Below are 16,265 nucleotides of genomic sequence, written 5' to 3'. Positions count from 1 at the left end.
CTATGAACCCAAACAAAATCACTGAACTTTTTGGAATCAAATATCCCATTGTTCAAGGGGGAATGATATGGACAAGCGGTTGGCGGCTAGCTTCCGCCGTATCCAATGCAGGTGCATTGGGACTACTTGGAGCTGGGAGTATGTATCCCGAAGTGCTCAAAGATCATATTAAAAAGTGCCAACAAGCCACAAACAAACCTTTTGGCGTTAATGTGCCCATGCTCTATCCCAATATTGAGGACATCATGGACATCATCGTCCAATCCGGGGTTAAAATAGTTTTCACTTCGGCCGGCAACCCCAAGACATGGACCTCTTTTTTAACGGAAAAGGGAATCACGGTGGTACATGTGGTCAGTAGTGTAAAGTTTGCGTTGAAGGCCCAAGAAGCTGAGGTGGATGCCATAGTTGCCGAGGGCTTTGAGGCTGGGGGGCACAACGGTAGGGACGAAACCACAACCATGGTCCTCATTCCTTCAATACGTGAACAAATAAATATTCCGTTGATTGCCGCTGGAGGGATTGCATCCGGGAACGCCATGTTGGCGGCGATGGTATTGGGTGCGGACGGTGTGCAGGTTGGAAGTCGTTTTGCGGCCAGCGAAGAGGGTTCTGCCCATGACCTATTCAAAGATTATATTGTGAACGCCAAAGAAGGCGACACCCACCTAACCTTGAAGGAACTGGCTCCCGTTCGCCTGCTAAAAAATAAATTCTACCAAGATATACAAGAGGCTTATGCCAATGGCGCGACCAAAGAAGATTTAGTGCAATTGCTGGGTCGGGCAAGGGCCAAACGCGGGATGTTCGAAGGAGATTTGAAGGAAGGTGAATTGGAGATTGGACAGGTATCTGGGTTGATCCATGAAATTTTACCCGCCAAAGAAATTGTCCGGAAGATGATGCACGAATATGAGACTGCAAGAGCTGCCGTCAAAGGGCTTTAGCCCAGTCAATTGGATATTTTTTTCTACTTTTACCAAGCAATGAGAACACTAATCCCCACACTAGTCGTGTTCCTTTTTGCATCGCAATTGCATGCACAAGTGGAACGGGACAAAGCACTTCATTTTTTGGGCGGCAACCTTTTTGGTTTGGCCGGCGCAGGAATAGCTAAACAAGTTTCGGATGGGAATCGACTTTGGACTTTTGTTGGTTCAGTGGCTGGCAGTGCATTGATTGGCGTGGCCAAGGAATCTGTTGATGCTGGTCAACGTGAAAATGGATGGGACAACGACGATTTAATGGCGACGGTCTTGGGAGGAGTCACTGTGGGAGTTACCATTGAATTATTCTCCAAAAAAAGGAACAAGAAAACACCCAAGGAGAGTTTAACTACCCAAAACCTAAATTTGGAAGACTTTCAAATTGACAAAGTGGCTTATCTAAAGTTAACCACGGACTCCCTTCCTACTTTGACCGCTCTTGGTTTTTCTGATAATAGCTATTCCCTAGAGTAATCCCCGTGCTTTAATTTCAAGGTACTTATTAATGGTATTGATGGTCAGGCTTTCTGGTTTGGTTAAAATGGTTTGGATCCCGTATTGTTGTAACTCCTTTTGCATGAGTCTTTTTTCCAAAGAAAATTTTTCCGCGATGGTCTTATGGTAGATGGTCTGCAGATCTTCGGCATCTTTAGAGATTAGGGATTCCAGCTCCGTATTTTCAAAAAACACAACCACCAGAACATGTTTTTTGGCAATGGCGAGCAGATAGGGAAGTTGCCTTTTAAGGGCAGAAATGTGTTCAAAATTGGTGTAGAGCAATAGCAGGCTCCGTTGATTCACCTTTCTTTTGATATGGGCGTACAGCAATCCAAAATCCGTATCGGTAAAGGCCGTGTTTATGTTGTATAACTTTTCCAGGATCAGATTCAAATGGGAAATCTTTTGAACCGCGGGAACAAAGGTTTCGATGTTCTTCGAGAAGATGATCATCCCTGTTTTATCATTCCGTTTTAAGGCCACATTGGAAAACGCCAGGGTAGAGTTTATGGCGTAATCGAGTAATTTTAGACTGTTGAAGGGCATTTTCATGACCCGTCCGGTATCGATTACAGAATAGATGGGCTGTGATTTTTCATCCTGGTATTGGTTCACCATCAATTGGTTCTTCTTCGCAGTGGCCTTCCAGTTAATGGTCCGGATATCGTCGCCTTTAATGTATTCCTTAATCTGCTCAAATTCCTGGGTATGCCCAATTCTCCGGATTTTCTTCAGACCAATTTCACTTAATCGATTGTTGATGGCCAGAAAATCATATTGCTGCATCTGGATGATCGAAGGATACACAGGAACCATTTGATCCTTTTGAAAAACAAACCGTCGCTTAACAATCCGTAAAGGAGAGGAGGCAAAAACATTCAGGTTACCAAAAACATATTCGCCGCGCTCCACAGGTCGCACGGTATAGTCAAAAGTGTGCTTTTCGTTTTTGGATAGTGAGGTATGGTAGGCGAAATCCCTTTTTTGGAATTGGATAGGAAGCTCATCGATTATCGTGATTCCAGCTACAAAAGGATAACGGGAACTAAGCTGTACGGCAAGCAGATTCTCATCGCTGTTTGACAACTTTTGGGGCAACTCCCTTTGTGCTTGGTTAGCATTGGGGGTGCTGTACAGAAAATAGCAATCCAACAAGAAGAGGGCACAAGCTATAAAAATCAATAACCAGGCAATTGGATATAAAAATGTGAACCAATAGGAAACAACAAAGCAGGCCGCCAAAATAGCGATATACCAAAAAAAGTGGTTATGGATATAAAACGACCTAAACGTACGCATGCCTATCTCGGGATTTCTACGGATTCCATGATCATGTTGATCACATTTTCTGTGGTCATTCCTTCCATTTCCCTTTCCGGACTTAGGATTACTCTATGATTGAGCACTGGGACCAGAGCCTTTTTCACATCTTCCGGAATTACAAAATCCCGACCAGATATTGCCGCAAACGCCTTGGCCGCAGATAGGGTGGCAATTGAGGCCCTTGGGGAAGCGCCGAGATACAGATGGGGATGGTTTCGGGTATTGGTGATGATATGGGCAATATAGCTGATGATTTTTTCCTCCACGATTACATCGTGAATGTTCGTTTTAAATTCCGCCATTTTCTTCGGCGTAAGAATGGCCTTTACATTGTCCTGTGGCTTAGCGCCCTTCCGTTCGTGATGTCCTTTAACGATCAGTACTTCTTCCTCGACAGAGGGGTAGTCCACCTTAATTTTGAAAATAAACCGATCCAGTTGTGCTTCGGGTAGGGCATAGGTGCCTTCCTGCTCAATGGGGTTTTGTGTGGCAAGGACCATAAATGGTTCGGCCATCGGGTAGGTGGTGCCATCAATGGTGGCCTGTCGCTCTTCCATTGTCTCAAAAAGCGCTGCCTGGGTTTTGGCCGGTGCCCGGTTGATCTCGTCAATCAATACGATATTGGAAAAAATGGGTCCCTTCTTGAACTCAAACTCGGATTTTTGGACATTAAATACCGAAGTTCCCAGAATATCACTGGGCATCAGATCAGGAGTGAACTGAATTCTGCTAAATCCGGTTTTCAGGGTTTTGGCAAATAATTTTGCGGTAATGGTCTTCGCAATCCCAGGTACCCCCTCTATCAGGGCATGGCCATCCACCAACAGGGAGACGATGAGCAGGTCCATAAAGTTTTGCTGCCCCACTATTACCTTGGACAGTTCTTCCTTGATTTCTGCCACGGTGTTTTTCAGGTCTTCCAAGGGAACCCTGCTATCAAAGTTCAATTCGTTATTTTCCATCAGCTTTTGCTTTAAATGCTTCTATTTTTTTGTTCAATTCTTCAAGTTCGGTATCCGAAATTTGAGGTTTGTCCTTAAGTGAGTTTATGAGCTTAAACAGGGCTTGGACATCGTCAAGTTCATTGTTGCTCCGCAGGGCGAGATTTTTAAGGAATGTGTCATCCTGTTGTTGCGTGGGTAGGTGCAGGCGCGAACGGATATAGTCCAAAAAATAAGCGATTTTATGCGATGTAATCTGCTTTTGTTCCCCATTTTCAAAATACATGTCCGCTATCGTCCGTGTAAAAGCCAAAGTTTGGTTTTTCAAGGGGGTCACCACCGGAATGGCGCGCTGTTTCCGCTTACCTTCAAAAATGATATAAAACAAGGCACCTATCAAGACCAAATAATACGCCCACTTAAATTCCTTGGTGTTCAAAAACAGATACATGGGGGATGTATAATAGGTTTTTCCTTCTTTGTAATGATTGTCCATTAGAATGGAACCTTGACTGGGCAAATAAGACAATAGCCCGGCCGTATAGTTGCGGTAATTGTCCTTTAGCATAAAATAGTTGGTGAAGGCTTCTGGGAAAGTGGATAAAATAATATTCCCTTCCCCAAATGATTGCTGGATCACATTGATACCCTTGGATTGGGTTTCAGTGCTGTCCACGGCGTTTAGGACCTCTCCTACAATTATCGTGTTTAGGGTATCTATCTTTTTAAAAGTTCTGGCATTGAAGTTCTTGTCGAAAGTGACCGATTCAGTATCCAAATTTGGATTGACCAATCTATGATGGAATGTCGGAGAAATTCCATCGGAACTGAAAAGATATTGCTCTTCCAGCTGTAGCGTGTCCAAAAGCACTTCATCAAATCCCTGTGAGGCAACAAATAGCGTGTTGCCCTTTTGTACCCAATCCAAAAGGGAGTAGAGCTCCGCTTCGTCAAAATAAACGGATTGGTTAATAAAAAAGTAAGTGCCCTTCAAAGAATCCCTACTGCTTAAAAATTCAAAGGGAGGCCTGCCAATCTGTTGAACCCGATTTGGATAAAATTGTTCCAAAAGGTCGTTGAGAACATAGGTCCCGTACGGAATTTTATGATGGGCCACATAGGAAGGGAACCAGTTCACTTTTTTTGGTTTGTTGTACTCGAGTAGCAATACCAAACCCATGGTGAAAATGCCAATGACGATATATATCCTTCCTTTTTTAAACATCGGCGGCAATTGAATTTTTAAGCGAGACAAATACCTTTTCGGCCTTTGAATAGCGTTCTTGGTCAATGTTGAATTCTCCGTACCAGATGTAATCGTAGAGTAAGGTGGCCCTGCTAAAGGATGATTTCAACGCACTATTGCCCAGTTCATTTATGTAATCGTCGTTGGTTTTTTGTAGTTGCCAATCTATAAGTTCTTGTTCTGAAAGCAGTTTGAGCACATGGAGGTAATAGTATCGAATGGCAAGACGGTAGTTTTTATCGGCCAGGGCATTTCGAATGAGTTGCTGGATATCCTCGGTTTTGATGATCCGCTCATCCTCCGAAAGGGAAACGGTGTTGGGGTTGTGCTCGGAATAGACCAAGGATTGGGTATTCGACTTGACAAAAAATCTAATAATCAGGAATAACAGTACTGCCAACAAAATGTAGGGAAGTATCCGTAAAAAAGAGCCGAGTGCGCCCACAGCTTCCTCCACACCAAAAAGCCACTCAAAAATCTTAAGAAATTGGTTGTACAACCAATTCTTGAAATTGTCCCACCAAGTGTTCTCGGCTTTTACAATTTCATAATTGAACTTGTCGTCATCCAGATAGGTTTGGAGATCTTCTTGGGCGATTTCCACGGGAGCCCTTTGGGAGGAATCATACTTTACAAGGGTATCGTTTTGGGCCAAGACTTGGTTCCAAATCAACATAAAAACCCCTAAAAGCAATAGTTTGCGCATTTATTCCTCAGCTGATTTCCCTAAATTTTCAATACGCTCATAAGTCCCGGTAAAATTCTTCTTTTCATTAAGGTTGAAATAGATAAGTACACTGGCTACCAAGGTGATCAGGTTAAGCAAAAATTGAACAGAAACCGATAGCAGGTTCAGTATAATATATATGGGGTCAAAGATACCACCGGCCATTCCCACGGGATCAACCTCCCCGGCCAAGGTGCCCATACGAACCATCATATAAATGTATGCTGGTATATTAAAGGCATAACCCGCTATTCCCACAATGATTCCGATAACAAAAAATGTCGCGAAAGTAATCCACCAATTGTCCTTGATCAAGGTAAAACTGTAACCATAGGCTTCACTTACGCCCTTCTGGTTAAACACCATAACACTGAAGGATAGGGCCAGTACAGGATACAGATATATCCCGGGGATGACACAAAGCATAAAACCAACCGCTAGGGAAATCCCGACCAAAAGTCCAAGGCCTATAAAACTCCAAAAATGGGTGTACACGTTCTTTTTGATTTCATCAAAATCAATGACCCCTTGGTTATTCGCATACGATTTGATATAAAAGAGTACCGTGGCCTGGGCCATGACATAGGCTGCAATGATAGCTACAAAAAACAGGATAAAAACCAAGGCTGTCATCAATGGGTTAAAAGACTCATTGGAAGTTTCAATATTGAAGGCGAACATATCCCCAATAAAATAATAATAGAAGCCTAGGGTAATCAACATCACCACTAAATAAGGTCCAACTATTTTTAGGATAGAACCAAAGAAAGGTTTGTATTGATTGCGCATAAAACCAAATGTGTCGGACAAAATTTCGCCCAACTCCCGTTGTTTTTTAAATTCAATGTACTGCTGCATGGTTTGCTTTTCGTTTGAATTGGTTAGGATAAATGATATAGTAATAAATGATTAGGAACAGGGATGAACCTATGATCACAAGTGCCAGCCAATCGGGCATCTCCGTATGTCGGGTAACATAACCTTCCAAGAACCCCGCAATGATGAAAAACGGAACGGTACTGACCATGATCTTTAGCCCATTTTTCACGCCCCTCTTAAAGGATTCCAATCGGGTGTAGGTCCCGGGAAACAACATGCCATTGCCCATGACGAGGCCAGCGCATCCCGCGATAATGATCACGGAGATTTCGATGGTGCCATGGATCCATATCGTACGGGCCGATTCCCAAAGAAGGCCTTTCTCATAAAAGAAATATTGAAAACTGCCCACCATGATCCCATTTTGCAACATGATCATCAAGGTGCCAATGCCCAAAAAAATTCCAAAGGCAAATGCGTAAACCGCCACCTTTATGTTGTTGATGGTGATTCCCAAAAACATATTGAACTCTCCTTGTTCCTTATACACCGCCATGGGGTCTCCCTTTTCAATGTTGTCCAAGGTCATGTTCACATAACCATCCCCCAAAATAGACCGGACAAAATCCCCTTCGTTGGCCGAAGAGAAGGCCCCAACAAGGGCAAAAAACACAAACACCAAAAAGGAAATCAGCAATTCCCTGTGGTGCTGGTGGAACATGGATGGGAATTCCGTTTTCCAAAACTCCACAATACGGTTCTTGGATTCCCGTTTGGTCTTATAGATTTTTTGGTGCGCCTGGGAAGCCAGGGCATTTAAGTAAAGTTCTGTATTGCTTTTTGGATAAAAGGTTTTGGCGTAGCTAAGGTGGTCCGTGATTTCAATGTAGAGGTCAGATAGCTTATCTGGTTTCAGTTGGCCCTGATTGTTCAGGACATTTTCAAAAGCGATCCATTTGTCCTTATTTTGCTTTACAAAAGCCGCCTCTCGCATTAAATCTGGTTTATAAGTAAAGAAACTAAAATATGGATCAATTTCAAATAGAAACGGCCCAAAATATAAGCATCACCCAAAACACCTCCAATCTCGGAGAACGCATGTTGGCGTACATTATCGATAGCTTTGTAATTGGGGTCTACACTATTTTGGTCTTTATTCTTTTGGCTTCGTTGGACATGGATTTATTCGACCAATGGGCTTATTATTTGGTCCTGAGCCTTCCCGCATTTTTATACTATGTGCTTTTCGAGACTTTCTCTGATGGAAAAACCATTGGCAAGGGGTTAATGTCGTTACGGGTGGTTAAACTGGATGGGTCCAAACCCAGTTTTGCAAATTACTTTGTGCGATGGGTACTCCGAATCATCGATGTGGTACTTACTTCTGGAGGTGGGGCCGTGCTCACCATTTTAATCCGGGGCAAAGGGCAACGATTGGGAGATATTGCCGCCGGCACTACCGTAATTAGTGAAAAAAAGAAAGTTTCGCTTCGCGATACGCTCCTCAGGGAATTACCGGAGGATTATAAGCCCCAATTTCCGCAGGTAACGGTTTTTAAGGATTCGGAGATGCAGACCATCAAGGAACTTTACGATAAATCCAAGCTCAATGGGGACCATAATGTGATTATATCCTTGGACAAAAGAATTAAGGAAGTTACGGGAATCCAGACTACCTTGCACCCCATTCAGTTTGTGGATGAGGTAATCAAGGACTACAACTACTACACACAAAAAATGTAAGCGTGTTTTATCAGACCATCGACATATTGGGTACTGTTGCCTTTGCCATCTCCGGAGTATTGGTGGCCATGGACAAAAAACTGGATTTGTTTGGGGTATTGATCATCGCCTTTGTCACTGCCATTGGAGGAGGTACCCTGAGAGACTTGCTTATTGGAAACACTCCGGTTGTCTGGATGCGCGACCTTACCTATGTGACCACTATTTTTAGTGCTGTCGTCATTGGGATACTATTTGTGAACCAACTTAAGTACCTGCGTCGGTCCTTGTTTTTGTTTGATACCATCGGCTTAGGACTTTTTACAATGATTGGGGTTGAAAAGGGACTACAAGCAGAACTTTCGCCCATAATGTGCATTGCCCTTGGAACAATGACAGCGAGTTTTGGAGGGGTCATTCGGGATATGCTTTGTAATGAGATTCCGGTGATATTCAGGAAGGAGATTTATGCCACAGCCTGTATTCTGGGTGGTGCCAGTTATTTCCTGTTTGTACAATTCCCGATAAAGGAGAATTTCGCCTATATAGCGGCTATAATGGTAGTGATCAGTCTACGGCTGTTGGCGGTTCGGTTTGGGATCAGCCTTCCCAATATTTATCGAAAAACCGATTAGTTAAAGCACTTCGGCCTTTAGGATGTAAATATTCTGCCAAGGCCAATCTCCATCACCAACGGGGACATTGTTGATGGCATCCACCACATCCATTCCCTCAATTACCCTTCCGAAGGGAGTATAGGAACCATCCAGGTGATAGGAGCCCGGTTTGGTCACCACAATAAAAAACTCGTAGGGCGAAGCCAACTTATGCGGATTATCACGTTCACTACTGGGCATGGAAATGGTACCTCTATGATGTTTGTGTCCCTTTCGGGTATCTGGTGGAAGCAAATACCTTCCTATAAGCCTTCTTTTTTTGGAAGTTTCCTTATCGTCGGAATTCCCACCTTGGATTATAAAATCCTTCACAACTCGGTGAAATTGGGTGTCGTTAAAATATCCCATACGACTTAGGTAGATGAAATTTGCCTTGTGGTAGGGCACATTGTCGTAGAGTTGAATAGTGAAACTGCCCATACTGGTGGTCAATCGGACCTTATCTTCCTTGACTTCTTGTGCATAGTTGAAAAAGAAATCGATGGCATTTTCTTCATTAAGAACAAAAGCCTCCTCCTCCTCCTCAACCTCCGGTTCTGGGCGCTCTTCCGGAATTGAATCTTTTTGCACGGTGGTTTCCTCATTATTTGGACTTTCCTTTTTAGGGGTTTCGCCGCAGGAGACGAGAAAAATAAATAGTATAATTGCAGTTAATGCCGACGGTTTGATCAACATGGATTTCAACGAATTTTATCAACAAGCTTTAAAAATAAAGAATCTGCCACTTCCCGGAGAGGAATCCCACCATAAAATGTCGCCCACGATGCGTATCCAATGGCTAATATCCAATGATATCCAAAAGAGAAACCCCAAACAAGCCGGGGTTTTGGCCTTATTTTATCCGGATTTGGAGCAGCAGACCAAAATGTTGTTGATATTGCGCAAAGCGTATGAGGGGGTGCACTCCAACCAAATTGGTTTTCCAGGAGGTAAAGTAGAAGAGGGGGACCGTAGTTTGGAGGAAACGGCCTTACGGGAAACCTTTGAGGAAGTAGGGGTTTTGCCCACTGCTGTTGAGGTCATAAAAGAACTTAGTGAACTTTACATTCCGCCAAGCAATTTTATGGTAAGACCCTATATGGGGTTTTATCCTGAACCGAAGCCTTTCGTGAAGCAGCAAAGCGAGGTGGAAGCCCTGGTCGAGGTAAATTTGTCGGATTTTCTTGACAATGGAAATCGCATTGAAGAAACTTTAAGCACTTCGTATGCAAAAAGTATCGATGTACCTGCTTATAAATTAAATGGTTATACGGTGTGGGGCGCCACAGCCATGATGCTAAGCGAGATTCAAGACCTTTTGGAGCAAGTCCTTTAGCGCCTATTTTGTAAATTAGCCGCAATACACAACAGATGGGTCTATTCAAAAAAAATCCTTTTGGTCATATACTTTTATTAAAGCGTTGGTTAATTCGCATCGCCGGAATGATGACCCATCAGCGCTACAAAGGGTTTAATACCTTGGAAATCGAAGGGTCCCAGATCATTCGGGATTTACCCGACACCAATGTTCTCTTCGTAAGCAACCACCAGACTTATTTTGCTGATGTTGTGGCTATGTTCCACGTATTCAATGCCAGTTTAAAAGGCAGGGATGACTCCATTAAGAATTTGGGCTACCTCTGGAACCCCAAACTCAACATATACTATGTTGCGGCAAAGGAGACCATGAAAAAAAGTTTACTGACCAAAATATTGGCGTACGCCGGTTCAATCAGTATTGAGCGTACCTGGCGGGCTGATGGCCAGGATGTGAACCGACAGGTAAAATTCAGTGACATCAGCAATATTGCCAAGGCCCTGGACGATGGTTGGGTAATAACTTTTCCCCAAGGAACCACAACCCCTTGGAAACCCTTACGAAAGGGTACGGCCCATATAATCAAAAGGTACAAACCTGTTGTGGTCCCTGTGGTCATTGATGGTTTCCGAAGGTCTTTTGATAAAAAGGGATTACGGGTTAAGAAAAAAGGGATATTGCAGTCAATGCAGGTCAAGCCCCCTTTGGAAATTGACTATGACAATGAATCCATTGATTCCATCCTGGAAAAGTTGGAATATGCCATAGAACAACATCCTTCATTCTTAAAAGTGATTTCCAAAGAAGAGTTGGCCGCCTATGAGGCAGACCACCAAAAGAGAAGATACAGTTACCGAGGGGATTAAACCTCTAATTTCTGCAGTTCTTGAAAATTCCTTCTTAGCTTCCGGGTCAGCAGGCCATACAACAAAAAGTAAATTCCCCCGAACAAGGCGGTAACAACTACACCAGAAATGGCAAATGCGGCCATAATGATCCATTTTGCTTTTTCCTCCGTCATGCCTTCAAAATTGCCGTGGAGGTCCAAGCTTTGGACAACGTTGTCACTAAAATAGATGCCCACCACTAAAATGGCAAAGTTTAAAAGTACCATGGATAGTGAAAAAATTACATAGTGCTTCACTGTTCTTCGAGTTCTTAAAATATTTGAGGTGAGCCTTTTGGCGCTGTCCAAAACCGAAATTTCCTTATAGCGTTTGTAAAATTGAAAGATAAAATAGAAAATGACCAGATATTGGAGGATATTGACGGTCAGCATGGTACTGTTCAATCCCAAATTGGAATAAATATCCAGGGAACTATTCCTCATGGAGGGAATGAGATAGAGTAGGTGGGGAATGATAAATTCAATGATACTGATAAGAAATATCCATTTCACAATCGAGGATGATTTTTTCCAAATCATCGTGTGGATTTCGTCGAAGGACAGTTTGGGAAGATGTTCCCCTTTTTTCTGCCAATCTTTCTTTAAGAGTTCCAGTTCATCCATCATAGACTAAGGATTTAGTATGGTTCTTAATTTATTTTTAACCCGGTTCATTTTTACACGGGCATTAACTTCTGATATTCCCAAGGTCTCCGATATCTCTGAGTAATCCTTGTCCTCCAAGTAGAGAAATACCAACGCCTTGTCGATGTCGCCAAGTTGTTTAATGGCCTTGTACATCAACTTAAGTTGTTGCTCTTCCGTATCGTCATATTCGTCGGCCTTGATTTTAAAAATTACAGAGTCGTAGTCCCGGGTCTGCACCCTTTTTTTGGACTTTCGATACAAGGTAATGGCCGTGTTCAATGCTACTCGGTACATCCATGTGCTGAATTTGGCATCACCCCTAAACTTGGGATAAGCCTTCCACAGCTGAATGGTGATTTCCTGGAAAAGGTCGTTGTGGGAATCCCTATCATTGGTATAAAGACTACAGACCTTATGAACAATATTCTGATTGTTCTCAAGCTCCGTCACAAAACGATGTTCCAGTTCTTTATTCACTAAGGTTGGTTGTTTGCCTAATTGGTAGGGATATGGCAGTTTTTGTTACAAACTTTTTTGTATTTGTTTACTTTCTGTAGTCCAAAGCAGGTGGTCGATCTCCCAAAAGGGGGATATACACAAAATCCTTACCCCTTTTTTCTTCCAGTTCTGCCTTGGCCTTTACAACAGTATCGGGATTTTCCAAAAGATCAATTGCGGTCAGTGACAGCGTTTTGGCGGCAATCATCATGCCTTTCGTACCAATGGAAGTTCCTCCCGCTGCCACAGCTTGCCAGCTATGGGCAGGAGTACCTGGGACCCAAGTGGCCGCGCCCATCCCCACAGTGGGAACAGCAAAGCTCACATCCCCGACATCTGTGGAACCGTAGGCCCGGGCGATTTCCTTATAGGGCTGTACGTTTTTGGCTTTGGCTTCGTCTAGTTGAGCATACCCCAGGCTTTTTGAAATTTTTTCGGCGAAAACTTTTTCCTCGGTAGAATATGTCATTCCCCCAATTTTGGACAAATTTTCGTGCATCAATTTTTGGAGGGTCAGATTGGGCAAAAGCTCGTGGGTGCCCCCAATCATTTCGTAATCCATAGTGGTCCCGGTTCCCAAGGCAGCTCCTTCAGCAGCCTTTACAATTCTGTCAAAAATATCAATGACCACATCGCGACTGTTGTGTCTTGCATAGTAATAAACTTCTGCAAAATTGGGGACAACATTGGGCGCTTTACCGCCATCTGTGATCACATAATGGATTCGTGCCTCTTGTGGAATGTGTTCACGCATCATGTTTACCATAATGTTCATGGCTTCAACTCCGTCCAAGGCAGAACGTCCCCTTTCTGGGGCTCCAGCTGCATGGGCAGAGGTGCCATAAAATCTGAATTTAGCCGATTTGTTTGCCAAGGCGGCTCCCGCACTAGCGGCATTTTGCGCCCCAGGATGCCAATGCAGGGCTACATCAACATCATTGAATAATCCTTCGCGAACCATATAAACTTTTCCAGAGCCCCCTTCCTCAGCTGGGCATCCATAGAATCGTACGGTGCCCTGTTTTTTGGATTTCTTCAACCAATTTTTGGCTTCAATGGCAGCAGCGGCTGATGCAGTTCCAAATAAATGGTGCCCGCAGGCATGCCCGGCAGCGGCATTGGCCGATTTTTTCTCGGGAACCGCCTGTTGCGACAATCCTGGTAACGCATCGTATTCTCCCAAAATGGCAATTACGGGATATCCAGAGCCGTATTCCGCGATAAAGGCTGTGGGAATTCCCGCGACCCCCTTGGTAATGGAAAAGCCTTCATCAGACAAAGTTTTCTGTAACAACTCCGAACTTTGGTATTCCAAATAGCCCATTTCGGCCAAATCCCAGATTTCAAGGGCAATATCACTATATTTTTCAGTTTTGGAGTCCAAGTTTTTAACTACGGATTCCCGGTCTTTTTGGGAGTGGGAGACCTGGAAGCAAAGGACAAGGGCAAAGCCCAAAAGGATAGTTTGTTTCATCGGTATGGGTTGTTTTGTTAGTCAGGATTTAAAGATAGCAAAAAACCCTTCCAAACATGGTTTTACCCATGGCGGAATGCGTAAATTTGCACACATGTCCAGCATGAATATTCCACAATCAAGTTTTCCTCGGGTTATTATCATTGGCGGTGGTTTTGGCGGTATAGCCTTGGCCAAAAAACTATCCAAAAAAGACATTCAAGTGGTCTTATTGGACAAGCACAATTACCACAACTTCCAACCGCTGTTATATCAGGTTTCCACTGGGGGACTTGAACCCGATTCCATTGCGTATCCCATCCGAAAAGTGCTCCAAGGATATCCCAATTTTTATTTTCGATTGGCCGAAGTGGTCCGTATTGAACCTTCGGATAGAAAGGTTTTTACCAATATTGGTGATATTTCATACGACTATCTCGTGGTTGCCACTGGTTCGGAGACCAATTTCTTCGGAAATAAAAATATTGAGGAAAAAGCCATGGCCATGAAGACCATTCCGCAGTCCTTGAACCTACGGAGTTTGATTCTGGAGAATTTTGAACAGGCCCTACTTACCGATGATCTTCACGAACGAGATGCTCTAATGAATTTTGTGATTGTTGGTGGTGGTCCCACAGGGGTGGAGCTTGCGGGAGCCTTGGCAGAAATCAAAAAGGGAATCTTGCCCAAAGACTACCCTGACCTTGATACAAGAAGGGCACAAATAAATTTGGTGCAGGGGAGTGACCGAATTCTTCCGGCCATGAGTGAAATTGCTTCCAGTAAGGCCGAAAAATTTCTAGAAAAACTTGGGGTAAACGTCTGGAAGGACATTAGGGTTACCGATTACGATGGAAAACATATAAGCACCGATTCCGAAACCACATTTGAAGCAGCCACTTTAGTGTGGGCGGCAGGGGTTAAGGCGGTCAGTATTCAAGGTTTGGATGCGGATGAACTGCTTTCCCGAGGTGACCGATTGGCGGTGAACGAGTTTAACCAAGTGATAGGTCATCCAGAAATCTTTGCCATTGGTGATGTGGCCCAAATGGAAACCAAAGCCTTTCCCCACGGACACCCCATGATGGCACAACCTGCCATTCAACAAGGACAGAATCTTGGGATAAATTTGGTAAGAATGTTGGAAAACAAACCCCTAACCCCCTTTGTATACAAGGATAAGGGCAGTATGGCCACGGTGGGAAGAAATAAGGCGGTAGCCGATTTAAAACGTGTGAAGTTCCAAGGCGTATTTGCTTGGTTTGTATGGATGTTCGTCCACTTGTTCTTCCTGATCGGTTTTAGAAACCGTGTTGTGGTTTTTATCAATTGGGTGTATAACTACATCCGGTTTGATCGTGAGGCACGTTTGATCATCCGACCTTTTAAAAAGCAATACCAAAATACCAAAAGGCACCAGGCTTAGTTGGTTTCAATTTCTTCAGTTTGATTTTATTGCTTGTTCCTGGGATGGTGATCGGTTAGTACATCTGCAAGATATTTTCGGTTTACATGCATGTAGACTTCCGTTGTAGTAATGCTCTCATGGCCCAACATTTGCTGAATGGCCCTGAGATCCGCGCCGCCTTCCAACAAATGGGTTGCAAAAGAGTGCCTAAACGTATGCGGGCTGATATTTTTCTGTAGACCGGCTTTTTCGGCCAAATGTTTTATGATGGTAAAGATCATGGCTCGGGTCAGTTGTTTGCCCCTCCGGTTTAGAAAAAGGAAATCCTCATGCCCCTGCGCTATTCTTTGATGGTTTCTGACTTCATTGCTGTATAGACCAATATACTTTTTGGTTATAGGACCAATAGGCACAAATCGCTGTTTGTTCCCTTTCCCGGTAACCTGGATAAAATCTTCTTCAAAAAACAGGTCGGAAAGTTTCAAGTTGATGAGTTCGGATACCCGAAGTCCACAGCCATACAAGGTTTCCAGAATCGCACGATTTCGTTCTCCTTCAGACTTGCTTAAGTCTATGTGGCCAATTAAGGTGTCAATTTCCGTAGCGGAAAGGGTATCCGGCAATTTTCTCCCAATTTTCGGGGATTCTATCAAATCCATAGGATTGTCTTCCCGGTAATCTTCAAAAATGAGATAGTTGAAAAAGCCCTTTAGCCCTGATATAATCCGCGCTTGGGACCTTGGGTTTATGACTTTGGCAAGTTCATACAAAAACTGTTGGATGGTTTCCCGCTGAATTTCCAAAGGGGATACCTTAATTTCAAATTCGTTGAGGTAGTCCACCAATTTCTGTAAATCCTGGGTGTATCCAGCAACGGAGTTGTCGGAAAGCCCGCGTTCGATTCTCATATAATGTTGGTAGTCCTTCAGCCCTTGCATCCAGTTCATGGTTTAAAGATAAACACAATAATATTTGCTGGAATGACGCATTGATCAACTCAAAAGGAGCATTGGTCAATTCACAACCAAAAAAAATGCCAAACCCCCATACCTTGGCAGCAAGTTCTGTTATAGACATTTTGCCCTTTAAAACCGGCTGAATTTTGCCCATTGCCATACTAGATTTGTTAAGGTTGC

Annotated in this window: 18 protein-coding genes; 7 read left to right on the top strand and 11 right to left on the bottom strand. The window is 43.6% G+C overall.

Features of this window, described 5'->3' with window-relative positions:
• The first annotated feature begins 2 nt into the window (after positions 1 to 2).
• Positions 3 to 947 (top strand): NAD(P)H-dependent flavin oxidoreductase, encoded by a 945-nt coding sequence (locus M3P07_RS08235; RefSeq protein WP_249969395.1) that lies wholly within the window; start codon positions 3 to 5, stop codon positions 945 to 947.
• Between the two features lie 39 nt (positions 948 to 986).
• Positions 987 to 1,460, top strand: a complete 474-nt coding sequence (locus tag M3P07_RS08230) for a YfiM family lipoprotein (protein WP_249969394.1) — start codon at positions 987 to 989, stop codon at positions 1,458 to 1,460.
• Here M3P07_RS08230 and M3P07_RS08225 read toward each other — a convergent pair.
• Genes M3P07_RS08225 through M3P07_RS08200 form a run of 6 tightly spaced genes read right to left on the bottom strand, consistent with a single transcriptional unit; the run spans position 1,452 to position 7,534 of the window.
• On the bottom strand, positions 1,452 to 2,783 hold the full coding sequence (locus M3P07_RS08225) for a DUF58 domain-containing protein (protein ID WP_249969393.1): 1,332 nt from the start codon (positions 2,781 to 2,783) through the stop codon (positions 1,452 to 1,454). The genes M3P07_RS08230 and M3P07_RS08225 overlap by 9 nt on opposite strands.
• Before the next feature lie 2 nt (positions 2,784 to 2,785).
• Entirely contained in the window at positions 2,786 to 3,769 is a 984-nt protein-coding gene (locus M3P07_RS08220; protein WP_249969392.1) for an AAA family ATPase, read from the bottom strand.
• Positions 3,759 to 4,973, bottom strand: coding sequence for a DUF4350 domain-containing protein (locus tag M3P07_RS08215; RefSeq protein ID WP_249969391.1), 1,215 nt, complete (start codon positions 4,971 to 4,973; stop codon positions 3,759 to 3,761). The genes M3P07_RS08220 and M3P07_RS08215 overlap by 11 nt, the downstream gene beginning before the upstream one ends.
• The gene (locus M3P07_RS08210) at positions 4,966 to 5,700 is read right to left on the bottom strand and encodes a DUF4129 domain-containing protein (protein ID WP_249969390.1); all 735 of its coding nucleotides are present in this window, start codon (positions 5,698 to 5,700) and stop codon (positions 4,966 to 4,968) included. The genes M3P07_RS08215 and M3P07_RS08210 overlap by 8 nt, the downstream gene beginning before the upstream one ends.
• Entirely contained in the window at positions 5,701 to 6,579 is an 879-nt protein-coding gene (locus tag M3P07_RS08205; RefSeq protein WP_249969389.1) for a hypothetical protein, read from the bottom strand.
• Positions 6,563 to 7,534, bottom strand: a complete 972-nt coding sequence (locus tag M3P07_RS08200; protein WP_249969388.1) for a stage II sporulation protein M — start codon at positions 7,532 to 7,534, stop codon at positions 6,563 to 6,565. The genes M3P07_RS08205 and M3P07_RS08200 overlap by 17 nt, the downstream gene beginning before the upstream one ends.
• Before the next feature lie 32 nt (positions 7,535 to 7,566).
• Here M3P07_RS08200 and M3P07_RS08195 point away from each other — a divergent pair, with 32 nt between their 5' ends.
• Both M3P07_RS08195 and M3P07_RS08190 read left to right on the top strand, forming a co-directional pair.
• Positions 7,567 to 8,283: an RDD family protein gene (locus tag M3P07_RS08195; RefSeq protein WP_249969387.1), complete on the top strand. Its 717-nt coding sequence runs from the start codon at positions 7,567 to 7,569 to the stop codon at positions 8,281 to 8,283.
• 2 nt (positions 8,284 to 8,285) lie between these two features.
• The gene (locus M3P07_RS08190; RefSeq protein WP_249969386.1) at positions 8,286 to 8,897 is read left to right on the top strand and encodes a trimeric intracellular cation channel family protein; all 612 of its coding nucleotides are present in this window, start codon (positions 8,286 to 8,288) and stop codon (positions 8,895 to 8,897) included.
• Here M3P07_RS08190 and M3P07_RS08185 read toward each other — a convergent pair whose 3' ends face one another.
• A complete protein-coding gene (locus tag M3P07_RS08185; protein WP_249969385.1) occupies positions 8,898 to 9,614 on the bottom strand; it encodes a peptidylprolyl isomerase in 717 nt (238 codons plus the stop codon).
• Between M3P07_RS08185 and M3P07_RS08180 the strand changes: the two genes are divergently transcribed.
• Together M3P07_RS08180 and M3P07_RS08175 are read left to right on the top strand one after the other, a co-directional pair.
• The gene (locus M3P07_RS08180; protein WP_249969384.1) at positions 9,613 to 10,254 is read left to right on the top strand and encodes an NUDIX hydrolase; all 642 of its coding nucleotides are present in this window, start codon (positions 9,613 to 9,615) and stop codon (positions 10,252 to 10,254) included. The two genes, M3P07_RS08185 and M3P07_RS08180, sit on opposite strands and share 2 nt — an antisense overlap.
• 35 nt (positions 10,255 to 10,289) lie before the next feature.
• Positions 10,290 to 11,102, top strand: a complete 813-nt coding sequence (locus tag M3P07_RS08175) for a lysophospholipid acyltransferase family protein (protein ID WP_249969383.1) — start codon at positions 10,290 to 10,292, stop codon at positions 11,100 to 11,102.
• Here the strand turns inward: M3P07_RS08175 and M3P07_RS08170 are convergent.
• From M3P07_RS08170 to M3P07_RS08160, 3 genes are all read right to left on the bottom strand, one after another.
• Complete coding sequence (locus M3P07_RS08170; protein WP_249969382.1) at positions 11,099 to 11,749, bottom strand: hypothetical protein; 651 nt, start codon at positions 11,747 to 11,749, stop codon at positions 11,099 to 11,101. The two genes, M3P07_RS08175 and M3P07_RS08170, sit on opposite strands and share 4 nt — an antisense overlap.
• 3 nt (positions 11,750 to 11,752) lie before the next feature.
• Positions 11,753 to 12,247: an RNA polymerase sigma factor gene (locus tag M3P07_RS08165; protein ID WP_249969381.1), complete on the bottom strand. Its 495-nt coding sequence runs from the start codon at positions 12,245 to 12,247 to the stop codon at positions 11,753 to 11,755.
• A 67-nt stretch (positions 12,248 to 12,314) separates the two neighbouring features.
• A complete protein-coding gene (locus M3P07_RS08160; protein ID WP_249969380.1) occupies positions 12,315 to 13,742 on the bottom strand; it encodes an amidohydrolase in 1,428 nt (475 codons plus the stop codon).
• A gap of 103 nt (positions 13,743 to 13,845) precedes the next feature.
• On the opposite strand from M3P07_RS08160, the gene M3P07_RS08155 reads away from it, so the two are divergent.
• On the top strand, positions 13,846 to 15,147 hold the full coding sequence (locus tag M3P07_RS08155) for an NAD(P)/FAD-dependent oxidoreductase (protein ID WP_249969459.1): 1,302 nt from the start codon (positions 13,846 to 13,848) through the stop codon (positions 15,145 to 15,147).
• A gap of 26 nt (positions 15,148 to 15,173) precedes the next feature.
• On the opposite strand, the gene xerD is transcribed toward M3P07_RS08155, so the two are convergent.
• Positions 15,174 to 16,076, bottom strand: coding sequence for a site-specific tyrosine recombinase XerD (xerD, locus tag M3P07_RS08150; protein ID WP_249969379.1), 903 nt, complete (start codon positions 16,074 to 16,076; stop codon positions 15,174 to 15,176).
• Between the last annotated feature and the right edge of the window lie 189 nt (positions 16,077 to 16,265).

Source organism: Flagellimonas myxillae (assembly GCF_023502235.1).
In the GTDB taxonomy this organism is placed as follows: Bacteria; Bacteroidota; Bacteroidia; order Flavobacteriales; family Flavobacteriaceae; genus Flagellimonas; species Flagellimonas myxillae.
The sequence above is the reverse complement of the archived record's forward strand: the minus strand, read 5'-3'. Positions and strand labels throughout refer to the sequence as shown.